Origin of the sequence: Bradyrhizobium elkanii WSM2783, from assembly GCF_000472865.1 — a bacterium.
Lineage (GTDB): Bacteria > Pseudomonadota > Alphaproteobacteria > Rhizobiales > Xanthobacteraceae > Bradyrhizobium > Bradyrhizobium elkanii_A.
In genome coordinates this window covers 39,388-62,035 of the sequence record NZ_AXAP01000002.1, presented here as the reverse complement: position 1 = coordinate 62,035, position 22,648 = coordinate 39,388, and the positions used below count along the sequence as shown (strand labels likewise).

The window sequence follows — 22,648 nt, the reverse complement described above, 5'->3', positions numbered from 1 at the left end:
GGGCGCAGGGAAAGCCGGGTGCTGGTTGCACCCGTGGGTCCCGTGCAACAAAAAGCACGGGGGTAGGACCACAGGTTCAACCGAAGCATTCCGGCTTTCCCTGCGCGATGGTGTTACGGTTTCCTTCGTGCTCTCCCCGGTGACCGGGCTTTTTTGCCACCGTCATCTCTCGCGCGAACGTGTTCACGCGAAAAACTTAGCGCCAGCGTCGGGGCGCCAGGACCACACGACTTCGCCGTCCGCGTTACCTGCGCTCGTCAGTCGCACGCATCGCGTCCACCGCATCTCACCGCAACGTTCGTGACGATCGCGAGCCGCCCCTCATCCGCGCTGAGACGCGCGGAGTTAAATCACTGATTTGCCCGACGGCGAAAGCGGAATGTTTTTCGCGGGAGGGCTGGACGAGGCAAATCACGTTGATTGGCTTAAGGAAAATCGCGCGAACGATACGACGCCGTCATGCCCGGGCAAAAGCGCAAAGCGCGTCTTCGCGCAGATGTCCCGGGCATCCACGTCCTTTGCCTCCGTGCGCGGGAGAGAACGTGGATGGCCGGGTCAAGCCCGGCCATGACGGAGGAGAGGATTGCGCAATGCGTCCCTCAGTCATTCCGGGGCGATGCGATAGCATCGAGCTATGATGTGCAATTGCACATCAGAGAATCCATTTTGCCGCTTGCGTAAGTGGGCAAATGGATTCCGGGTTCGCGACTTCGTCGTGCCCCGGAATGACAGCGGTAGGTGTTTGGAGGCCGAGCGCCGTTTTATTCAAGTCTCACGAGCGCCCGGGTGAACCACTCACTGCCATCTTGCGATCGGCCCAAAGCTTGAGATCGCCCACCGTCAACATCTTCAGGAACGGATTGGCGGTGACCAGCTTCTCGCGGGTGGTGCGGCCTGTCACGTCGGCCGCGGCCATAAGCGAAGCCGCGTCGGCGTTTTCTGCTGCGGTCAGCAACGCCACCGCACCTGCCGGTCCAGCGAAATGCACGAGGTAGAGAGAACCCGGCGTGATCGGCAGGCCCCGCTTGCTCAGCATTGCGACATTTCGCTCGATCGTGCGTGCGGTGATTTCCCGGGCAAGCCCGGTATCCCGACGCAGCTCCAGCACTTCCTTGTCACTGCGTCCCTGGACCAGATCGCGTCGGTGTCTTCGAACGGCTTCAAGCCATGTGTCGTCGAGAAACTGAGCGGCTCCGGTCGCGCTCGAGCGTTTGTTCTTCGCATTCGCGTCGCCGTTTGATTCAGCCGTGATGATGCGCTCGACCAGCGCCCTGATCGCGGCCTGGTCGATCGGTTCGTCCTTCAACGGAACGTCGCGAAACAACAACAGGCTTGCCGTGACGGCGAATGCGATCGCGACCGCCAGCAGGATGGCAATGGCTTCCACTGACCACCACTGCCGCGCCGGCACGATGGTCCGACGTTCATCCGGATCAGGCGGCCTGATTTCATCAGCACGGCCTACCGGCTTCGACGTGGGCATGGACTTGGGCATCGACTCGGGCATGGATCTGGGCATGGGGTGCCGCGGCCCGGTATCAGCCACCCCTTCGAAGGCAAAGGATTGTTGCGCTAGGTTTGACATCCCAGTGGCAGGCTCAATGCTTTGAACAGGCCGTCGAAGGCGCCGGGCTGACAGGACTTGGCCTCGACAGTTGGTTTCGAACGCGTGGTCTTTGCGGTCGACTTGGCAATCTCGTGTTTGGGCAGATCCTTAGGCAGATGCTTAGGCGGATCCTTAGGCAGATGCTTGGACAGATCCTTGGGCCGAGGCTTGGGCAGCACGACAGCGGGCTTTGCGGCGGGGACTGCGCGCTCAGGCTGTTCAACGATCGGCGCGGCTTCCCGTGCAACGGCGGCGGATTGGACCGGCGGCGCGATTGGTTCGGACGAAAATATCTGCTGAAGCGATGCTTGCTGTTGCGCGTGCGGGATTTCGACTCGGTCCGCTGCGGTCAGCGTATCGCCAGGGGCGGCGAAGCTCAGGGTTGCCTGAGCAAGCTCCGTCGCGACAGACTTTGTCGCCCGCGGCGGAGTCTGGATCTCCATCACCGCAAGCGTACCGAGGCCAACAAGGATGAGAGCCGCCCTCATCTGATCTCGCGCTTTCCGAACGAAAGTCCTCGATCACGCCGGGTAGGAATGGGTCCCGAGAATGCAAATGCAATTGCTAGGGTCCAATGAGGCGGCTTGGCGGCGGACGTGAACCCTGCCGGGACCTAGATCGGAAAAGATCTGGAGTAGGGTTAACGCGGGTCTGGGAGGTAGCCTGTTGGAACAATGGCCTGCCACAAAGAATAAAGATCCCTTAACTTGCGGTGAGGGTCGTCACGCAAGGATCGCAGCCATACCGCTCACTCCGGCAGGCCCGCTTTGCGCAAACCCTCGGCAATGCGCTGAAACTCGGCAAGGAAGGTGACATTGTCGGACCACCCGTTCCCATCCTGCAACCAAAGGGCAACAGTGTAATTCGGCCTGAGCCGACGGAGCTCGGTGACGGCAGCTCGAGCTTCGCGCTCGTGTCCAGTCAGCGCACTGGCGGCAGCGAGGTCTGCATAGGCAATCCAGAGGGCGCTCACCGCGATGGAGCGGCGGCACCAATCAATCGCCTCTTCATATTGCCCGAGATGGCTGTGCGCATGACAGATGTAGAAGTACCACGTGCTCAGCAGCGGATCACGGGGGCTGAGCTGAATTGCCATTTGAAGCGGAGCAAAGGCCTCCGCGGAACGCCCGACGCGGATCTTGGCGGCACCGAGCGCACCATGGGCCGGGGCGAGGCTGGGATTGATTGCGATTGCCTCTTCGTACTCACCGACGGCGGACTCGACGTTCCGACCTCTGGCCCGCAGGATTTCTCCCTTTACAAAATGTGCCATTGCGTCACTGGGAAACTTTGACAGGACCTGGCCCACAGCGTTCTCGGCACGTTGCAGTTGGTCCGCCGGCGCGTTGCTCCAGCGATAGTTGACCTCCATGGCCAGAGCATCTGCCAGGCCCACCAGCGCCTTGGGGAAGCCGAAATCGATCTGAAGCGCGCGCTCAAAAAGGGTGCGAGACTGCGCCAACTGCTCGCGCGAATAGGGTTGATTCAGCGCAGCCCACCCGCGCATCGTGAGATCGACTGCGTCCGGCCTGTTCGGTCGCGCAAGCTCCGCGTCGCGGCTTTCCTGGTTAATCAGTTCAAGATCAAACCGCCGGGCCAGCCGTCCGGTAATGATGTCCTGAAGTTGCATCGACTTTGACCAGTCGCCGTCGACGCGCTCCGACCAGACCTCGGCGCCGGTCCGGGCATCGATCAGCCGGGCATGGATTCGAACCATCGTCTCGGTCCTGCGCAGGCTGCCGTCGAGAACATAACGAACGCCAAGTTCGCGGCCAGCGCGCTTTGGGTCGACGTTCTTGTAGGCGCGGGCTGTGTTGGGTGCGATCACGAAACTGTCCTGGATCCGTGAGAGATCGGCGCTCAGATCGTCAGTGAGGGCTTCCGCAAAGTAATCCTGCTCGGGCTCGTTGCTTAAATTGGTGAATGGCAGCACGACAATGGACAATCGATGCTCCTGCGGCTGCGGCTCGCCTCGCCGAAGATACCAATAAGCCGCACCGCCGCTGGTCATGAGAAGGACCAGTGCTATCAGCAGAGCCGTTCGAACGTGCCGTGCACCAAGCATCCGCCGCAGGCGTAACGGAAAGACAGCAATCGGAGACGAAACCATCGGCATGTCGGAGAGCGGCGACGAACACGGTGAGCTCGTCGCTGGATCGCTCGGCCGTATTCGATAGACGCGCACGGGCCGAGCGATATTCTTGAGCTGCTGCTCGCCGGTGTCCTCCAATGGAATGTCAAACTTGCCCCGCGCATCCTCCTGCACGCGGGCGGACACACAGATGCCTCCAGGCTCGGCGAGCGTTTGCAAGCGTGCAGCCACGTTGACCCCATCACCGAAGATGTCGCCTCTCTCGATGACGATATCTCCCTGATGAATACCGATCCGGAACTCGATGCGCTTGTCTTGGGGTAGCCCGGCATTTCGCTCAGCCATGCACCGTTGGACCTCAACAGCGCAGCGGAGTGCGTCGATTACGCTTGCGAACTCGGCCAGCAGGCCGTCCCCGGTGGTCTTCACGACCCGGCCACGATGCTTAGCAAGCTTGGGGGCCACAAGCTCACGGTGGAGGAGCTTGAAGTGGGCAAGGGTGCCCTCCTCGTCGGCGCCGACCAGACGGCTATAACCCGCGACGTCTGTAGCCAGGATCGCCGCGAGTCTTCGTCGGACTCGCTCCCGCTCCACGCCTAGTCCTCCTCAGGAGGTACCTGGTGGAGATTACCACAAGTTCCCGGCCGCGGGATATCGGCTTATGCGCCGCGCATTTTCGGTTCTGAATTCTGTCATTCCGGGGCGATGCCACCGGGTCCGCGCGAAGCGCGGCCCGATGACAGGCTCCGCATCGAGCCCGGAATCCATTCCTCCACCCGCGCTTGAGGCCCGATGGATTCTCTGATGTGCAATTGCACATCATAGCTCGCGCTGACGCGCGCCCCGGAATGATGGCGGTGGGCGTGGCGGAAGGGATGGCGGATTACGCCTTGCGCATTCGCTCTTCGAGCGAAGACGCAAAGCTAATCCGCCCTACGATTCTCTTAGCCCGCAACCGCCGCCGGGATGTCGCGCTGGCGCTTCATGACGATCTTGTTGAGGGCGCCGAGATAGGCCTTTGCCGAGGCGACCAGCGTGTCCGGGTCGGCGGCGCGGGCGGTCATGGAGCGGCCGTCGTGGGCAAGGCGCACCGAGACTTCGGCTTGCGCGTCGGTGCCTTCGGTCACCGCGTGCACCTGGTAGAGCTCCAGCTTGGCGTCGTGCGGCACCAGGCGCTTGATGCAGTTGAAGACGGCATCGACCGGGCCGTTGCCCTCAGCTTCCTCGATCCGGGTCTGGCCGTCGACATCCAGCTTCATGGTCGCGCGCTGCGGGCCATGGGTGCCGGCGATCACGGTCAGCGAGGTCAGCTTGATGCGGTCGTGGGCGGCCGCGATCTCCTCGTCGAGCAGCGCCTCGATGTCCTCGTCGTAGATGTCCTTCTTGCGGTCGGCCAGCGCCTTCATCCGCGCGAACGCATCCTCGAGCTGGTTCGGGCCGAGCTTGTAGCCCATCTCCTCCAGCTTATGGACGAAGGCATGGCGGCCGGAGTGCTTGCCGAGCACCAGCGAGGACTGCTTCAGGCCGACCATCTCGGGCCGCATGATCTCGTAAGTGGAGGCGTCCTTCAGCACGCCGTCCTGGTGGATGCCGCTCTCATGCGCGAACGCGTTACGGCCGACGATGGCCTTGTTGTACTGGACCGGGAACGAGGTCGCCGCCGACACCAGCTTGGAGGCGCGCGTCAGTTGCGTGGTATCGATCCTGTTCCAGTACGGAAACTTGTCGTTGCGTACATTGATCGCCATCACGATCTCTTCGAGCGCCGCGTTGCCGGCGCGCTCGCCGATGCCGTTGACGGTGCATTCGACCTGGCGCGCACCGCCGACGATGCCGGCCAGCGAGTTGGCCACGGCCATGCCCAGATCGTTATGGCAGTGGACCGAGAAGATCGCCTTGTCAGAGTTCGGCACACGTTCGATCAGCGTGCGCATGAAGTGGGTGTACTCGTCGGGCGTGGTGTAGCCGACGGTGTCGGGGATGTTCACCGTGGTGGCGCCGGCCTTGATGACGGCTTCCACGATACGGCAGAGGAAATCCATCTCGCTGCGGGTGCCGTCCTCGGCCGACCATTCGACATCGTCGATCTGGTTGCGGGCGCGGCTGACGTTTGCGATCGAGGTCTCGATCACCTGCTCCGGCGTCATGTTCAGCTTGACCCGCATGTGCAGCGGCGAGGTCGCGATGACGGTGTGGACGCGGCCGCGCTTGGCAAATTTCACCGCTTCCGCGCAGCGGTCGATGTCCTTCGGATGGGCGCGGGACAGGCCGGCGATGACGGCATTCTTGGAGCGGCGGGCGATCTCGCTGACCGCCTGGAAGTCGCCCTCCGAGGTGATGGGGAAGCCGGCCTCGATGACGTCGACGCCCATATCGTCGAGCAGTTCGGCGACCTCGAGCTTTTCCTCGAAGGTCATGGTGGCGCCGGGGCACTGCTCGCCGTCACGCAGCGTGGTGTCGAAAATAATTACGCGGTCCTTCTCGGACTTGTTGGCGGTGGTCATCTGCAAAGTTCCTTTGGGTCGATCGCGCTATCTTATCACTGAGCGCTAAAGGGTTTCTGTCGTTCTCACGCAACCCCTGAGTGCCCAGGCGCAACCGCCCAGACGGCCCTCAGGGGCCGATAAGAAGCAGAAGCCCGCCAAGAAGGAGGGTCGGCAGCGACGCAGCCGGAATCGCGGGGGCGACTTGCGCCGTTCCCGTCAGAATTCCATCGATTTCGCTGCGAATCAGCATTGCCAGCACCCTTTGGAGGCCCAAATCCTCGGTCAAAACCATTGATGGTTGGTTGCCGAGGCCACCTCCGCGGGCCGTTTCTAGACGAAGAGAGCGGCCGGCCGCAACGGTAAAAAGATGGTCAGTGGGGCTGACCTAAATACCCGGGCTCCGCCGCCACGCGGCTTCGTAGCCGTCAAGCCATCGTACTCCGTCATGCCCGGCCTTGTGCCGGGCATCCACGTTCTTTGCTGCCACGGCAAGGACGTGGATGGCCGGGACAAGCCCGGCCATGACGGCTGAGACCTACTTCGCCCTGTTTCCTGCCTTCGCCTTCTTCCCCGCCCCGCCCTTGCCTTCCGCCAGCAGGGCCTCGCGGACGCGTTTGAACTCGCTGCGCTCGGACTCGTCGACTTTCGGGAAATGCAGATCGAGCTTCTCGAGTGCGCTGACGATGGTGGAGCCGATCACCACGCGGGCGAACCATTTGTGGTCGGCTGGTACGACGTGCCACGGCGCGGCGCGGGTTGCGGTGTGGCGGATCATGTCCTGGTAGGCGGCCATGTAGCGCGGCCACAGCGCGCGCTCAGTGATGTCGGCCATCGAGAACTTCCAGTTCTTCGACGGCTCCTCCAGCCGCTCCAGGAAGCGCGCGCGCTGCTCCTGCCGGGAGACGTTGAGGAAGAACTTCAAGACCACGATGCCGTTGCGCGAGAGGTAGCGCTCGATCGCCGAGATGTCCTCGAAGCGTTCGCGCCAGATGTTCTTGGTCACCAGCCGCGGCGGAATCTTCTGCTTGGCAAGGATTTCGGAATGCACGCGCACCACCAGGCATTCCTCATAATAGGAGCGGTTGAAGATGCCGATGCGGCCGCGCTCTGGCAGCGCGATCATCGAACGCCACATGAAATCGTGGTCGAGCTCCTTGGACGACGGCTCCTTGAACGAGGTGACCTCGCAGCCCTGCGGATTGACGCCCTCGAACACACTCTTGATCGCGGAATCCTTGCCCGCGGCATCCATACCCTGGAAGATCAGAAGCAGCGACCAGCGGTCCTGGGCGTAGAGCTTCTCCTGGAAATCGTTCAGCCGCCTGCGATTGGCCTCGATGATCTCTTCACCCGCTGCCTTGTCGATGCCGCCCTTCTCATTGGTCTTGAGCGATTTGAGGTGAAACTGCTCCGACCCGTCGATGCGGAACGGTGACACAAAAGGTTTCAGCTCGTCAGCCAGCAGCTTCGATTTCTTGCCCATGGGCCCTTTCTTACCTGCTCAGATGCATCTCGATGAAAGCGGTGACGAAGCGCGGCATCGCGGCAGTGAGGTCGCTAAAATCGCGCACCAGATGGATCGCCGCCAATTCGGGGTCTTCCTGCGAGGCAAGATTGCTTTCAATGCGAGCGCGTAAGGCATCGCCGGGCATGTCGACATAGAGGACCCGCATCATGGCGATGGCGACGCCGGTGAAGACGCAATCCCAATGCGCATCGGGACGATAGTCGGCAGCGGTGAGTCCGGTCTCCTCCTCCACCTCGCGTGCGACGCTGCTGGCAATATCGAGCGTCTCGCCCCTGATGTCATCGAGATCAGGCGTGCCCGACGGGAAGTAGACCCGTCCGGGGTTGGAGGTGTGATGCCCCATTTCGCCAAGCACGAACGCGCCATCGCTTGCCAGCAGCGCGCCCATGCCAAAGCCGTTGAACACGCCCCTATCGGGAAAGCCCCAGTCGCGCCAGGCGAGGAAGCTCGCAAAATCGGTCTCGAAATAGCTCGCGCTCAGGCGCTCGCCTTCGAACGTGGCACTGCGGCCCAGCAGAACACGGCCGTTCCAGAGGTTTGGCCGCTCGCGCTGTGCCTCCGCGAAATGCGCATCGATCTCGGCGCGGCGTTCTTGTGCGAACGGCCACGCCCATGGCTGCACCTTGAGATCGAGCGCGGTAACGCGATGAATGGAAGGTGGCGTCATTGACGAGGGCTTACTTCGCACCCTGCCCTGTGGTCTTCGCCTGCTCGACCAGTCTGTTGGTGTAGGTCTTGCTGACGTCGATATTGGCCTTGGCGACTTCCGGCGACCCCTCGCTGAACACCGCCAGCACCGCGTCGGCGCCCTTCGGATCCATCTTGCCGGTCTCCGAATACATCGGGATCGTGTTCTTCAGCGCGGCGAGATAGAGCGCCTTGTTCTTGCCGACGATCTCGTCGGGCATCTTGGCCATGATGTCTTCCGGCGAATGCGAATGGATCCAGGCGAGCGTGGCCAGGATCGCATTGGTGAGCGCCTGCGCCTCTTTCTCGTGTGACTTGACCCAGGCCGCCGTCGAATAGAGCGCGCCGCCCGGATATTCGCCGCCGAACACCGCAAGCGTATCGTGCTGGGTGCGGGTGTCGCTCAGGATCTTCAGGTCGGCATGGTTGCCCTGCAGCACGGTGACGGAGGGATCGAGCATCACGGCGGCATCGATCTGGCCCTGCTCCATCGCCGCGACCGCTGTCGCGCCCAGGCCGACGCCGATCACGGAGGCGCTGGTGGGATCAAGCCCGTTCTTCTTGAGCAGATATTTCAGGAAGAAGTCAGTCGAGGAGCCGGGCGCGCTGACGCCGATCTTCTTGCCGGCGAGATCCTTGATCGAATTGATCTCTGAGGTGTGCTTGGGCGACACCACCAGCACCAGGCCGGGATAGCGGTCATAGACCACGAAAGCCTGCAATTCCTGCCGCTTGGCGGCGAGATTGACGCAGTGATCGAAATAGCCCGAGACGACGTCGGCGCTGCCGCCGAGCACGGCTTTCAGCGCATCCGAACCGCCCTTGAGATCGACCAGCTCGACCGCAAGCCCCGCCTTCTCATATTCGCCGAGTTGCTTGGCCAGCACCGTCGGCAGATAGCACAGGCAGGCGCCGCCGCCGACCGCGATCGTGACCTTGCTTTGCGCTGCGGCAAGAGATGACGTCAGCACCAGCGCCAGCAGCGCGCCGGTGAGGCGGGCGAACAGTTTCCTCATGATCGACTCCGTTCCGTTGGAAGCAGGATAAAGTAGCGCGCGGGTGTTGAGAAGGCTTCGCCGTCGTTGCGAGGCGCGGCTCCCGTAGGGTGGGCAAAGCGAAGCGTGCCCACCATCCACGGTCGGTGCGAGAAAGGTGGGCACGCTACGCTTTGCCCACCCTACAAGCCTACAATGCGCGTACCGTCGGTCGCCAGACCAGCAGGCGCCGCTCGACCAGCGTCACGGCCATGTCGATCAGGATCACGAAGGCCGACAGCACGAACATGCCCGCGAAGACGCCGGCGACGTCGAACACGCCCTCGGCCTGCTGGATCAGATAGCCGAGGCCGGCAGCGGCGCCGAGATATTCGCCGACGACGGCGCCGACCACCGCAAAGCCGACGGACGTATGCAGCGAGGAGAACATCCACGACAACGCCGACGGCCAATAGACATGCCGCATCAATTGCCGCTCGCTCATGCCGAGCATGCGGCCATTGTCGAGCACGGTCGAGCTCACTTCCTTGACGCCCTGATAGACGTTGAAGAACACGATGAAGAAAACGAGGGTGACGCCGAGCGCGACCTTGGACCAGATGCCGAGGCCGAACCATAGCGCGAAGATCGGCGCCAGCACGACGCGCGGCAGGGCGTTCGTCATCTTCACGTAAGGGTCGAATACCGCGGCGACGCGCGGCTGGCGCGCGAACCAGAAGCCGACCAGAACGCCGAGGGACGAGCCGATCACGAAAGCGAGGATCGATTCCCACAGCGTGATCGCAAGATGCTTCCAGATCACGCCGGTCGAAAACCATTTGACGATCTGGTCGAAGACATCGATGGGATTGGAGAAGAAGAATGGCGGCAGCAGGATGCGGCCGAACAGCGGGACTGTGGTAAAGACCTGCCACAGCGCCAGCGCGACGACAGCGACCAGGACCTGGCAGAGCAGGAGCGCAGCGCGGGACATCACTCGGCTCCCGCAGCTTGCGATGATTGCGCGTAACCCTTCATCACCTCTTCCTTCAGCACGCCCCAGATTTCGCGATGCAGTTCGTGAAACTGCTTGTCCAGCCGCACCTCGAAGATGTCGCGCGGGCGCGGCAGCTCCACGCGCCAGTCGCCGATGATGCGCGAGGAAGGGCCGGCCGACATGATGACGACGCGGTCGGCGAGCGCGATCGCCTCCTCCAGGTCGTGGGTGACGAACAGCACCGCCTTGCGGTCGGCAGTCCAGAGTTCGAGCAGCAGATTGCCCATCACCTGCCGGGTCTGGGCATCGAGCGGGCCGAACGGCTCGTCCATCAGGAGGATCTTTGGATCGCGGATCAGCACCTGCGCAAGGCCGACGCGCTTGCGCTGGCCGCCCGAGAGCATGTGCGGATAGCGGTTTGCGAATGCGCCAAGCCCGACCGAGGTCAGCCAGGCCTGCGCCTGTTCCAGCGCCTTCGCCCGCGGCGTGCCCTTGATCTCGAGCCCGATCGCGACATTGTCGATCGCGGTCTTCCAGGGGAATAGCGCATCGGCCTGGAACAGGTAGCCGGCGTCGCGGTTCAATCCTGTGAGCGGCTGGTCGAAGATCCTGACCGCGCCCGCGGCCGGCTTGAGCAGGCCGGCGGCCACGTTCAGCAAGGTCGACTTGCCGCAGCCGGTGGGACCTACGATCGCGACGAATTCGCCATGGGCGACCGCAAGGCGCGCCTTTTCGACCGCGGTGTAGACGCGGGCATTGGCGAGGCGAAACGCCACCGTCGCATCGTCAAGCGCCACCGCTGTTGGCCTGGCCGTGTCCACCACGTTCCCTCCCTGTTCGGGAGGATGCCTTAGCCTCTCGTGCGGACAAGTTCAACGCAGCATCGCGACATGCTAGTTGATCTGTGATCTCTTAAGGCAGGGCGCAGCGCGAGGTTTGAACGGCATTGTCCAACGGACCACTCATTGCCTACACCAAGGTCGGCAAGACCTTCGCCAATGGCGGCGTGGTCGCGGTCGACGACGTCTCGCTTGATGTCGCCGAGGGCGAGTTCCTCGCCATCGTCGGCGGCTCCGGCTCGGGCAAGACCACCCTGCTGCGGCTCGCCAACCGGCTGATCGAGGCCGACCGCGGCAGCGTCACGGTCGAGGGCGAGGACGTGCGCAATGTCGATCCGATCGGCCTGCGGCGGCGCATCGGCTATGTCTTCCAGAGCGGCGGGCTGTTTCCGCATCTTTCCGTCGGCGCCAATATCGGCATCACGCCGAAGCTGCTCGGCTGGCCGGCGGCGGAGATCGCAGCACGCGTCGACGAACTGCTCGAACTGGTGCAACTCGACGGCGGGCAATATCGGGAGCGGCTGCCGAGCGAACTCTCCGGCGGCCAGCGGCAGCGCGTCGGCGTCGCGCGGGCGCTGGCCGCACGGCCCCGCATCGTGCTGATGGACGAGCCGTTCGGGGCGCTCGACCCCCTCACCCGCGACGCGCTCGGCGATGATTTCCGCGAATTGCATCGCAGGCTCAAATTGACCACGATCATGATCACCCATGACATGACGGAAGCGCTGCTGCTCGCCGACCGCGTCGCTGTCATGCACGAAGGCAGGCTGCTGGCGCAGGGCACCCCAGGGGAGCTTTCCGAAAGCAACGATCCTTACGTCGAAAAACTCCTGCACACGCCGCGGCGGCAGGCGGAACGGCTCGGCAAATTGCTGCCGCGGGACGGCGCCGCATGAACCTGTTTTCCGATCCGCGCTGGAGCGAAGCGCTCGCGCATCTGCCCGATTATCTCGGCAACCATGTGCGCGTAAGCCTCGCCGCGCTCGCGCTCGGGCTGATCGTCAGCCTGCCGCTGGCGATCCTCGCACGCAACCGGCCAGTGCTGCGCGGCGCGCTGCTCGGCTTTGCCTCTATCGTGCAGACCGTGCCGGGGCTGGCGCTGCTGGCGCTGTTCTATCCGCTGCTATTGGTGCTCGCGGCGCTGACGCTGTCCTGGTTCGGCTTCGATTTCTCCGCCTTCGGATTTCTGCCGGCGGTGCTGGCGCTCGCGCTCTATTCGATGCTGCCGGTGCTCCGCAACACCATCACCGGCCTGTCGGGCGTCGACCCGGCGCTGACGGAGGCAGCGCAGGGCGTCGGCATGACGGAACGGCAATCGCTGTTCATGGTGGAGCTGCCGCTGGCGCTGCCGGTGATGATGGCGGGCATCCGCACCGCGGCGGTGTGGGTGATCGGCACCGCGACGCTGTCGACGCCGATCGGGCAGACCAGCCTCGGCAATTACATCTTTGCGGGACTGCAGACCCAGAACTGGGTGTTCGTCGTGTTCGGCTGCCTCGCCGCCGCGGCGCTGGCGCTCGCCGTCGACCAGCTGCTGGCGCTGATCGAGAACGGCCTGCGCCACCGCAGCCGGCTGCGTGCCGCGCTCGGCGGCGTCGGCATCGCGGCGCTTGTCGCAGCGACGCTGGTGCCTGCGATGGCGCGCTCGGCATCGAGCTATGTCGTCGGCGCGAAGACCTTCACCGAGCAATATGTGCTGGCGGCGCTGATCGCGCAGCGGCTGAACGCGGACGGGCTTTCCGCGACCACGCGCGCAGGCCTCGGCTCCAGCGTGATCTTCGATGCGCTCAAGGCCGGCGATATCGACGTCTATGTCGACTATTCCGGCACGCTGTGGGCCAACCAGTTCCACCACACCGACATCCGGCCGCGCGAAGAGCTGCTCGCCGACTTGAAGTCGATCCTGGCGAAACAGGACATCACCCTGCTCGGCGACCTCGGCTTTGCGAACGCCTACGCTCTCATCATGCCGAAGCAGCGCGCGGAAGCGCTCGGCATCCATACCATCGCCGATCTCGCCGCGCTTGCGCCGTCACTGTCGATCGCCGGCGACTACGAATTCTTCTCGCGGCCGGAATGGGCCGGCATCAAGCAGGCCTACGGATTGTCGTTCCGCACGCAGCGGCAGATGCAGCCGGACTTCATGTATGCCGCCGTCGCCTCCGGCGAGGTCGATGTGATCGCGGGCTATACCAGCGACGGGCTGATCGCGAAATACGATCTCATGGTGCTCGGCGATCCCAAGCACGCGATCCCGCCCTATGACGCAGTGATGCTGCTGGCGCCCAAGCGCAAGGATGACACCAAGCTGCGCGCGGCATTGCAGCCACTGCTCGGGCGGATCGACATCGCGACGATGCGGGAAGCGAATCTGCGCGCCGCCGGCAATGATGGCTCGTCCTCGCCGGACGCCGTCGCGCGCTGGCTGTGGGAAAAGATCGGGAAGAAGTGAGGCATTGTAGGGTGGGCAAAGCGCAGCGTGCCCACCATCAAGCACTCCGCTAGGAGTGGTGGGCACGCTTCGCTTTGCCCACCCTACGCGGCTGCGTGCCCTACAACCCCTTGATCACACCCGCGTCGATCAGGAGGCGGTTGAAGCGGCGGGCCTCGGCGCCGTCCTTGCAGGCATAGAACAGGCCGTTGCAGCGGAGCATGATGTGCTTCTGCTCCTCGAACGAGGGATCGAGCGGAATGCCGGCGGCTTCCTGGATCACCAGCGGCAGATAGGCCGCATCGATCGTGTCCATTACGGCCGCTGATTTCACCGGTTCGAAATTGATGGCATCGATCGCGTAATAGGTCGCGAAATAGCGCGGGTCATACGTCTCGAGCTTCTTGCCGATGCCGGCCGCATCGAGGCTCGGGTCGAGAAGATGCGGCGCGAATTCCGGCTGGTGATCGCCGTAGCGAACGATCAGGAACGGCTGCGCCGGAAACTTCTTCTTCAGTCCCGCGACAAAGGCGGCGTAGTCAGTCGCGCTCATCACCTGCCGGCGCAGATATTCATCGATGACGGGCGCGTTGCCGAGCGGGCGCCAGGACGGCGTCAGGTCGGGGCGCAACGCCGTCTTCCACGGGAAATGGTTGGCGGCGAGATAGACGAAGGTGAACTGCGGCGCGCCGGGCGGCTGCTCGGCCATCAGCCGCAGCGCCTTGTCGTAGAAAAAGCGGTCGGGCTCGACATCCTTGGCGCGGAGATCGCGCGCATCGTAGAAGCGCTGGATGCCGGTCGTGGCCTGGAAGCTGCGCGCGCTCATGAACGCGCCGAACGCCGGATAGAGCGAAAGCGTGTTGTAGCCGCAGCGGCGGAGCGCAAGCGGCAGCCCGCGCTCGACGCGGCCGGAGGCGATGCGGGTGACGAAATAGGCGAAACGGCCGAAGGAGCGCGAAGAGAGCCCGGCGAGCACGTTGTATTCGGTGAACCAGCTCGGCCCGCCATTGCTCTCGGCCAGGAATTTTCGCTCGACGCCGTCATAGGACCTGAACTGCGCGCCGTAGCCCGGCGGCACCTTGACGCCTTCGGCCGCGCGGATATCGAAGCTCGATTCATCGTGGATCAGGATGATGTTCGGCCGGCGGCCGGCCGGATGGCAGGAGTCCACCAGCGGAATCTTGAGGTGCTCGCTCGCGACCGCGTCCGACTCCATGAAGCCATAGTTGATGAAATCGGAAGCCGCCGTGACGGCGGAGCGGGCGAATTTCGAGAGATAGCCGTCGTCGTAATAGCCGCGCCAATCCTCGTCCGGCCAGGTGACGGCGTATCCTGCCAGTGCGGCAAGGCACGCCAATTTGCAGGCCAGCGCCGGCAGGCGGCGGACGCGGAACGGATCGAGCCACCACAGCGCATACATCAAGGGCAGCGTGACGGCGCCTGCGCCGATCAACGACCAGCGCAGGTTCGGGAAGATTGTCAGCAGGAAGGACGCGGTGTCGTGGTCGACCACCATCAGGTCGACGAAGTTCGCAGTCATCTGCACGACTTCGTGCTTGAACCGCGAGAGCAGCACCAGCGCCACCACCAGCGTCAGCGACAGCGCCCCCGATAGCGCCGGCCGCCGCAGCAGCGCGATGAAGAAGAAGTTCAGGATGCCCCAGGACAACAGGAAGCAGAGTCGCGAGCCGAAATCGGTCTCGGTCTGCACCATGATCCCGAGCGCCGCCATCTGTGGCGCAGCGACGGCGAGCAGCCGCCAGATGCCGATCGCGGCCAGGCCGCCCGCGATCGCAGCAATCGAAGAGCCTTGATTTGGCGCGGGCGCCATGGTGACGACGCAACATTCCCCGGCGCGGTAGTTCGCCTTGGCTGGAGGTGACCAGGAGGCGGACGACGCAGCCGGAACCCGCGTCGTGTCACAAAACCGTAATGTAAGCGTCATGAATGCGCAATGAATTTGCGGCGACGGCGTGACGCCGCGCGGTTCAGCGCTTCGCGATCCCGTCGATGAAGAGATCGATGATCGCCTCCGCGGTACGTTCGGCATCGTCATCCGCGACGCCCCAGCGCGGGAAATGACCATCGATGTTCATGCGGGCAAAGCCATAGACCAGCGCGCGGCCGGCGATCTGAACCTGCTTCAGGTCGGACGCGCGGAGCTGGCCTTGGACAAAGGCTTCCGCCAGCGTCCGTTCAGTCAGCGCAATCAGCTCGGCATTGTCGCGCGAAACCCCGCCCGACCGGTCATGATCAAAAAAGCGGCGGCTGGAGATGATCTCGAAATGGGCTGGGTTCTTCATCGCCCAGCGCACATAGGCCAATCCGAGCGCGCGAAATCGCGCCAAGGGGTCGCCGGCCGAAGCAGTATGCAGCGCCGCCTGGATCTCGGCCCGGAAACGCCGCTGCGCCTCTTCCGCCACCGCGTTCATCAGCGCGTCGCGGCTCGGGAAATGACGGAACGGAGCGCCCGGCGAGACCCCGGCGCGGCGCGCCGCCTCGCGCACGCTGACGGCGTCCGCCCCGCCCTCGTCCACCAATTGCAGCGCGGCGTGGACCAGCGCGTGCCGGAGGTCGCCGTGGTGATAGGGCTTCGCGACGGCCGCGGACGGATTGCGGCGGCGCGGCTTTGCGGCTGAGGATTTCGTGGCGCGGCGCATGCCTTTCCCTAACATCACCGGCTCGTGAATGTAAGCGGTGATTACACGGATTGACCACATCTCGGCAGGCAATGTAACCAGTGATTACATTAAACAACAGCAGGGAGGCGAAACATGCCGATGGGGCCACGCTGGTTCGAAGGGTGGCGGCTGTTCGCCATCCTCACATCGATCCTGGTCGCGCTCAGCCTCTGGATCGCTGGCATGCGACAGTTCGAGGTCGACGGCGTCAGGATGGTGATCCGCTTCACGGCGCGGACTTCGCTGCTGTTGTTCTGCCTTGCCTTCTCGGCGTCCGCACTGGCCCAGCTCTGGCCGAACGCATGGACGCGCTGGCAGCGCCGCAACCGCCGCGCGCTCGGCGTCAGCTTCACGGCGTCGCACGCCATCCATGCTGCGGCGATCGGCTGCTTCGCGCTGATGGACCCAGCCGGCTATGCGGCTGCGACCTCGGCCGCGTCCTACATCTTCGGCGGCATCGCTTACGCCTTCATCATCGCGATGACGGCAACCTCATTCGACCGCACCGCGGCTGCACTCGGCGCACGCGCCTGGCGGACGCTGCACCTGGTCGGCGGCTATTATCTTCTGGTGCAGTTCACGGTCTCATTCGGCAAGCGGATTCCGGAGATGCCGCTTTATGCGCTGTTCCTGATCCCGCTCATAGCGGTGTTCGGTTTGCGAATGATCGCGATGGCATCAAGGCGGACGCCGCGCGCCCTCGAGACCCCGATAGCTTAAACCACGCTCATAAAGCGTGACGCAACGAAGCTAATGTCCGCTTGCCACTAAAAGCGACGCAGTTGCTGCGCAACAGCGAAATGACGCGATGGGCCGGAAGGCGACATGGCCCCGAGGGCTGGCCTTCTTACCTGCGCCACCAGAAGGGCGGTGACACCGTTTGTCGAAGGCGTCAGATATGGTGATGCGCGCTCTGGGCTATCTGATATTCTCAGCACAGGCCCGTCCCCGACTGCGACGACCAGCATTGGACGGCGTCTGGCACGGGAGGTGATCTTGGTGCGCAACTGGGCAAAGAGTCGAACGCGAGGTCGCAAGCTTCATTCGACCGGCGCGAAGGCGCGCGCCGGTCGAGCTAGCAAAAGCCGCGCCGATCTCGAGCGACAGCTTAAAACATGCAAGCAGGAGATCGCTAACGCGCGGGAGCGCCTAGTCGAGGCTACGAAGCAGCAAACTGCCACCTCCGAGATGCTGCGCATCATCTCGGATTCGCCGCTTCAGTCGGTGCTGGACGCGGTGGCCGAACATGCCGCACGCCTGTGCGACTCGAATAATGCCGAGATCTATCGCCTGGATAACAACGTTCTCCGCTTGGTGGCTTCATACGGAGAACTTCCAGTGCATATTCAAGCCCGTGGGGGATTTCCCGCAAATCGCGACAGGGTGATAGGACGAGCTGTATGTGATCGGCGGTCGGTCCATGTCCACGATCTCGCCGCCGAGGATAGCGAGTACCCGTTGGGCAGCAGTGACGCAAAACGCCAGGGCCATCGCACTACACTCGGAACACCGTTGCTGCGCGAGCGCACCCCCATTGGAGTAATTCTGTTCCGGCGATGGGAGGTCCGACCATTCTCCGACAACCACATCGCGCTTCTCGAGACCTTTGCCGACCAGGCGGCGATCGCGATCGAAAACGTGCGCCTGCTCGAAGCCGAGAAGCAACGCGCACAGGCGCTTGCGCACGCCAACCGCGATCTCGCACAACGCGAAGCGAAGGTACGGCGTCTGGTCGACGCCAACATCATTGGCATCTTCATTTTTGATCTTGAAGGTCGCATTGTGGAGGCCAACGACGCATTCCTACAGATGGTGGGATACGACCAGGAGGATTTCGTCGCGGGTAGCGTTCGCTGGGCGGACCTCACCCCACCGGAATGGCGCGACCGCGATGAGCGGGCGGTGACCGAGCTAAAGAAGACCGGAACGGTCCAACCGTACGAGAGGGAGTATTTCCGCAAGGACGGCAGCCGAGTGCCGATACTGATTGGCTCGGCCGCGTTCGACGAACAACGAGGCCATGGCGTCGCTTTCGTACTCGATCTGACCGAGCGCAAGCAGGCCGAAGCAGAAGCGCGACAAAGTGAACAGAAATACCGCGAGATGCAGACAGAGTTGGCGCACGCCAATCGCGTCGCCACCATGGGCCAACTCGCAGCTTCTATCGCCCATGAAGTGAAGCAACCGGTCGCCGCGATGGTGACCAACGCGCAGGCCGGACTGAGCTGGCTGAGCGCTCAACCGCCAAATCTGGAAAAAGCCTGGCAGACGTTCGGTTATATCGTTAGCGATGGTATGCGGGCGCGCGATGTCGTCGACCGGATCCGGGACATGATCAAGAAAGCGCAACCGAGGAAGCAACTCCTGAACATCAATGATGCAGTCCGCGAGGTCATTGAGCTCGTTCGCGGCGAGACGATGAAGAATGGCATTTCGGTGCACACATTTCTAACAGAAGGCACACCACCGTTGGAAGGCGACCGGGTGCAACTCCAACAAGTGATGCTGAATCTCGTGATGAATGCAGTCGAAGCTATGAATGCTACCAGCGAGGACGCGAGAGAGTTGCTCATCAGCACCCGACAAACGGAACGTGACGTCGTTCTTGTCGAGGTGCGAGATACGGGACCAGGGCTGGCACCAGCGACTCTCAATCAGCTTTTCGACGCCTTCTACACGACGAAGCCCGGCGGTCTTGGACTGGGACTGTCGATTTGTCGCTCGATCATCGAAGCGCATGGGGGCCGATTATCCGCGAAGGCCAATGTGCCTCGCGGCGCGATTTTTGAGTTCAGCCTTCCCGCCGCGCCAGACGTTGCCAAGCAACCAGCTGTCGTGAGTGCAACCTAATCCCGGTGCGGCGATGGCTATCCGCCAAAGCATGGCTGTCCAAACTAGCTCGGAGAGCCGACTCGTCGGTTAGGCAGCTTTGGGGGCATTTTCGACCGATTGAGCGGAGGTAGTCTGCTGGCTGATGTCCCCTCCGGGATTCACTCGCCCCCAACGAGATGGAATCTGCGGCCGAGCTGGTGATGCACGGTGATGACGGCGCGGTCGACGTCGCTGATCAGGCTGTCGCCGAGGACGACGTTCGGAATTTCCCAATTGCGGCCCGCACTCGCATGCGGGCGATTGGAGACGGCGACAACCTGCGCTGTCTCGCAGCCGGGCTGGCTGCGCAGCGCATCATTGGCGATTGCGGTCAGTTCCGCAGGGGTCTTGCCGATAGTGGACATGCAAGCTCTCGTGACGGGCGAATGCGGCAAGGGCATGTCGCCAGCATGCTCACGGTGATGGCATGAGGCCGAGGCGCTTGCCGATGATCCGGTCGAGCGTACGCTTCGGCAGGATTGACGCCACGATATGCTGCATCCGGTCCGGCGCGATCTGGTAACGCACCTTTGGGTTCGGCGCCGTCAGCGCATTAAAGATGATCTCAGCGATCTTCGCCGGCGGCAGGCCGGCATTGTTGACGAGGCCCGCAAGCGTCTCGCCATTCGGCGCGTCGCGAACCTGGCGCGCGGAAGCAAATACCGCAGCCTCATCGGTGACGTCGAAGATCAACGGCATGAAATTGGCCCCGAACTCGGCTGTGAGCCGGTCAGCATCGGCCTGCTTGCGCACGCTGCCGAACACGCGGAAGCCGGGGTCGAGCAGAAACCTGGCCGTCGCCCAGCCGATGCCGGTAGGCACGCCGGTGATCACGACCGATCTCATGACCTGATCTCCCCCGATGTTCCCGGGGACATCTACAGCGTTTTCGAGCGTAGTGGATACCGGCTTCGCGTGAAGAAAACGCTGCATGCTTGATCCAGCCGAGCGGCTGGCACGATCCGGCGATCTTGAGTTGAATTGGTTATGTCTTGCTAACCTTCTCCGCGAGCACAGCCGACGATCGGGTTCCAGCTTAACGCAGGCGTAAGACCACGCTTGCCATCTTCCGGACCAACCAGAGAACCTGCAACAAGAACAATTCCAATGATGGCGCAACAGCCGGCCCACTCGATCATCGCCGAACTCGAGGAAGCCGTGAGAGACGGCTCGTCGGCGAAGCGGATCAAGACCCTTCGGCGGGTGACCGATCTCTTCCTGCACGACGGCGAACGCTTGAGCGACGAACAGGTCAAGGTGTTCGACGACGTCCTGTGCCTCCTGATCACGCGCGTCGAGAGCCGGGCCAAAGCCGAGCTCAGCAAGCGCCTCGCGCCGATCGACTACGCGCCGTTCGAGGTCATCCAGCACCTGGCAAAGGACGACAAGATCGAGGTCGCCGGCGAAGTGCTGGCGCATTCGATCCGCGTCTCGACGGAGACCCTGGTCGAGGTTGCCAGCACCAAGGGGCAGGACCACCTGCTTGCGATCTCCGGCCGCGCGAGCCTCCCCGAGGAGGTCACCGACGTGATCGTCGATCGCGGCGAGGTGCGCGTGATCCGCCGGCTCGCCAACAATGCCGGCGCGCGCTTCTCGGAGGCCGGCTATTCCGGCATCGTCGCGCGCGCGGAAAGCGACGACGAGCTGGTCGAAATCCTGGGACTGCGCATCGATCTTCCGACCAAGTTCCTGCGCGAGCTCTTGCACCGCGCCAAGGACGCCGTGCGCGCACGCCTGCTCTCGGTCGCACCGCCGACGCTGCAGGAGGAGATCCGCGAGGTGCTCGACGAGATCGCGCGCGAGGAGCCTGCGGTGCGGCGCAGCTTCGGCATTGCCGAACAGCTCGTCAAGCTGATGAAGGAGCTGAACGAGCTTGATGACGCGGCGGTATTCAAGTTTGCCGAAGCGGGCAAGTTCGACGAGGTGATCGTCGCGATCGCCCTGCTCAACGACGTCGAGCCCGAGATGATCGCGCGGCTGATGGAGGGGCACCGCTCCGACCTGATCCTGATCCCCTGCCGCGCAGCCAGGCTGAACTGGCCGACGGTGGAGACGATCCTGAGCAACCGGCCGGCCGCGCAACCGATCTCGGCGCAAACCATGGAGCAGGCCCAGCGCGATTTCCGCCGTCTGTCGATCGAGACCGCCCAGCGCACCGTGCGCTTCTGGCAGCTCCACAACCGGATCGAGAAGCCGGCGGAAGGGCGTGCGGCGCCGTAAACCGCAACGGCGCCGTCATTGCGACCGCAGCGAAGCAATCCATCTCACCGCTTGTGGGCATGGATTGCTTCGCTGCGCTCCCAATGACGTGGAGAGGGCACAGAGCACTCGCAGAAGCCGTAGGGTGGGCAAAGCACAGCGTGCCCACCATCACGAGCGGAGTGCTGAAGGTGGGCATACTTGCGTTCTGCCCACCTTACTTCTTGATCGCGGCTTAGTTCTTCGTCTTGTCGACCAGCGCGCCCTTCTTGATCCAGGGCATCATGTCGCGCAGCTTGGCGCCGACTTCCTCAATCGGGTGCTGTGCGAGCTTGGCGCGGGTGGCCTTGAACGAGGTCTGGTTGACCTTGTTCTCCAGCATCCAGTCGCGGGCGAACTTGCCGCCCTGGATGTCGGCGAGAACGCGCTTCATCTCGGCCTTGGTCTCGGCCGTCACGATGCGCGGACCGGTGACGTATTCGCCGTATTCGGCAGTGTTTGAGATCGAGTAGTTCATGTTGGCGATGCCGCCTTCATAGATCAGGTCGACGATCAGCTTCACTTCGTGCAGGCACTCGAAATAGGCCATCTCCGGCGCATAGCCGGCTTCGACCAGCGTCTCGTAGCCGCCCTTGATCAGCTCGACCAGGCCGCCGCAGAGCACCACCTGCTCGCCGAACAAATCGGTCTCGCATTCCTCTTTGAATGTGGTCTCGATGATGCCGGCGCGGCCGCCGCCGATCGCGGAGGCGTAGCTCAGGCCGAGATCATGCGCGTTGCCGGAGACGTCCTTGGCGATCGCGATCAGGCAGGGCACGCCGCCGCCACGCTGATATTCGGAGCGCACGGTGTGGCCGGGGCCCTTCGGGGCAATCATCAGGACGTCGAGATCGGCACGCGGGTCGAGCAGGTTGAAGTGGACGTTGAGGCCGTGCGCGAACACCAGCGCGGCGCCCTTCTTCATGTTGTCGTGCAGGTGCTCGCGATAGATGTCGCCCTGCAATTCGTCGGGGGTGAGCATCATCACGAGGTCGGCCCATTTGGCAGCATCCGCAACGCTCAGCACCTTGAAGCCGGCAGCCTCAGCCTTCTTGGCCGAGGCCGAGCCCGGACGCAGCGCGATCGACACTTCCTTGACGCCGGAATCCTTCAGGTTGAGCGCATGGGCGTGGCCCTGGCTGCCATAGCCGACGATGGCGACCTTCTTGCCCTTGATCAGGTTCAGGTCGGCATCGCGATCGTAATAAACTCGCATCG

Annotated in this window: 20 protein-coding genes; 5 read left to right on the top strand and 15 right to left on the bottom strand. The window is 63.3% G+C overall.

Features of this window, described 5'->3' with window-relative positions:
• Window positions 1-772 precede the first annotated feature (772 nt).
• The 10 genes from YY7_RS0102325 to YY7_RS0102280 form a co-directional block, all read right to left on the bottom strand.
• Window positions 773-1,546: a lytic transglycosylase domain-containing protein gene (locus YY7_RS0102325; RefSeq protein WP_245287168.1), complete on the bottom strand. Its 774-nt coding sequence runs from the start codon at window positions 1,544-1,546 to the stop codon at window positions 773-775.
• A gap of 26 nt (window positions 1,547-1,572) precedes the next feature.
• A complete protein-coding gene (locus YY7_RS0102320; protein WP_245287167.1) occupies window positions 1,573-2,049 on the bottom strand; it encodes a hypothetical protein in 477 nt (158 codons plus the stop codon).
• Window positions 2,050-2,354: 305 nt separating this feature from the next.
• Window positions 2,355-4,292, bottom strand: coding sequence for an adenylate/guanylate cyclase domain-containing protein (locus YY7_RS0102315; RefSeq protein WP_028161823.1), 1,938 nt, complete (start codon window positions 4,290-4,292; stop codon window positions 2,355-2,357).
• A gap of 350 nt (window positions 4,293-4,642) precedes the next feature.
• A complete protein-coding gene (locus YY7_RS0102310; protein WP_028161822.1) occupies window positions 4,643-6,202 on the bottom strand; it encodes a 2-isopropylmalate synthase in 1,560 nt (519 codons plus the stop codon).
• 109 nt (window positions 6,203-6,311) lie between these two features.
• Window positions 6,312-6,434: a hypothetical protein gene (locus YY7_RS64315; protein WP_283806980.1), complete on the bottom strand. Its 123-nt coding sequence runs from the start codon at window positions 6,432-6,434 to the stop codon at window positions 6,312-6,314.
• A gap of 285 nt (window positions 6,435-6,719) precedes the next feature.
• A complete protein-coding gene (locus YY7_RS0102300) occupies window positions 6,720-7,667 on the bottom strand; it encodes a polyphosphate kinase 2 family protein (RefSeq protein WP_028161821.1) in 948 nt (315 codons plus the stop codon).
• 10 nt (window positions 7,668-7,677) lie between these two features.
• A complete protein-coding gene (locus YY7_RS0102295) occupies window positions 7,678-8,379 on the bottom strand; it encodes an NUDIX hydrolase (protein WP_028161820.1) in 702 nt (233 codons plus the stop codon).
• 10 nt (window positions 8,380-8,389) lie between these two features.
• A complete protein-coding gene (locus YY7_RS0102290; protein WP_028161819.1) occupies window positions 8,390-9,415 on the bottom strand; it encodes an ABC transporter substrate-binding protein in 1,026 nt (341 codons plus the stop codon).
• A 169-nt stretch (window positions 9,416-9,584) separates the two neighbouring features.
• Window positions 9,585-10,367, bottom strand: a complete 783-nt coding sequence (locus YY7_RS0102285; RefSeq protein ID WP_028161818.1) for an ABC transporter permease — start codon at window positions 10,365-10,367, stop codon at window positions 9,585-9,587.
• Window positions 10,367-11,191: an ABC transporter ATP-binding protein gene (locus tag YY7_RS0102280; protein WP_051396455.1), complete on the bottom strand. Its 825-nt coding sequence runs from the start codon at window positions 11,189-11,191 to the stop codon at window positions 10,367-10,369. Before YY7_RS0102280 ends, YY7_RS0102285 begins: the two co-directional genes overlap by 1 nt.
• A gap of 125 nt (window positions 11,192-11,316) precedes the next feature.
• On the opposite strand from YY7_RS0102280, the gene YY7_RS0102275 reads away from it, so the two are divergent.
• Both YY7_RS0102275 and YY7_RS0102270 read left to right on the top strand, forming a co-directional pair.
• A complete protein-coding gene (locus tag YY7_RS0102275; protein ID WP_028161816.1) occupies window positions 11,317-12,105 on the top strand; it encodes an ATP-binding cassette domain-containing protein in 789 nt (262 codons plus the stop codon).
• The gene (locus YY7_RS0102270; RefSeq protein WP_028161815.1) at window positions 12,102-13,661 is read left to right on the top strand and encodes an ABC transporter permease/substrate-binding protein; all 1,560 of its coding nucleotides are present in this window, start codon (window positions 12,102-12,104) and stop codon (window positions 13,659-13,661) included. Before YY7_RS0102275 ends, YY7_RS0102270 begins: the two co-directional genes overlap by 4 nt.
• A 100-nt stretch (window positions 13,662-13,761) precedes the next feature.
• Here the strand turns inward: YY7_RS0102270 and YY7_RS0102265 are convergent, their stop codons facing one another.
• Both YY7_RS0102265 and YY7_RS0102260 read right to left on the bottom strand, forming a co-directional pair.
• Window positions 13,762-15,471 (bottom strand): sulfatase-like hydrolase/transferase, encoded by a 1,710-nt coding sequence (locus YY7_RS0102265; RefSeq protein ID WP_028161814.1) that lies wholly within the window; start codon window positions 15,469-15,471, stop codon window positions 13,762-13,764.
• A 157-nt stretch (window positions 15,472-15,628) separates the two neighbouring features.
• A complete protein-coding gene (locus YY7_RS0102260; RefSeq protein WP_245287166.1) occupies window positions 15,629-16,315 on the bottom strand; it encodes a TetR/AcrR family transcriptional regulator in 687 nt (228 codons plus the stop codon).
• A 99-nt stretch (window positions 16,316-16,414) separates the two neighbouring features.
• On the opposite strand from YY7_RS0102260, the gene YY7_RS0102255 reads away from it, so the two are divergent.
• Both YY7_RS0102255 and YY7_RS50375 read left to right on the top strand, forming a co-directional pair.
• Window positions 16,415-17,041: a hypothetical protein gene (locus tag YY7_RS0102255; protein ID WP_028161812.1), complete on the top strand. Its 627-nt coding sequence runs from the start codon at window positions 16,415-16,417 to the stop codon at window positions 17,039-17,041.
• A 279-nt stretch (window positions 17,042-17,320) separates the two neighbouring features.
• Window positions 17,321-19,171, top strand: coding sequence for an ATP-binding protein (locus YY7_RS50375; protein WP_245287186.1), 1,851 nt, complete (start codon window positions 17,321-17,323; stop codon window positions 19,169-19,171).
• 140 nt (window positions 19,172-19,311) lie between these two features.
• On the opposite strand, the gene YY7_RS0102245 is transcribed toward YY7_RS50375, so the two are convergent.
• Both YY7_RS0102245 and YY7_RS56340 read right to left on the bottom strand, forming a co-directional pair.
• Window positions 19,312-19,557 carry a hypothetical protein gene (locus YY7_RS0102245; RefSeq protein ID WP_028161811.1) on the bottom strand — a complete coding sequence of 82 codons (246 nt, stop codon included), beginning with the start codon at window positions 19,555-19,557 and terminating at the stop codon, window positions 19,312-19,314.
• Window positions 19,558-19,606: 49 nt separating this feature from the next.
• Window positions 19,607-20,038 carry an SDR family NAD(P)-dependent oxidoreductase gene (locus YY7_RS56340; RefSeq protein WP_028161810.1) on the bottom strand — a complete coding sequence of 144 codons (432 nt, stop codon included), beginning with the start codon at window positions 20,036-20,038 and terminating at the stop codon, window positions 19,607-19,609.
• Between the two features lie 261 nt (window positions 20,039-20,299).
• Between YY7_RS56340 and YY7_RS0102235 the strand changes: the two genes are divergently transcribed.
• The gene (locus YY7_RS0102235) at window positions 20,300-21,412 is read left to right on the top strand and encodes a DUF2336 domain-containing protein (RefSeq protein WP_245287165.1); all 1,113 of its coding nucleotides are present in this window, start codon (window positions 20,300-20,302) and stop codon (window positions 21,410-21,412) included.
• A gap of 214 nt (window positions 21,413-21,626) precedes the next feature.
• Here the strand turns inward: YY7_RS0102235 and ilvC are convergent, their stop codons facing one another.
• Entirely contained in the window at window positions 21,627-22,646 is a 1,020-nt protein-coding gene (gene ilvC / locus YY7_RS0102230; protein ID WP_028161808.1) for a ketol-acid reductoisomerase, read from the bottom strand.
• Window positions 22,647-22,648 lie beyond the last annotated feature (2 nt).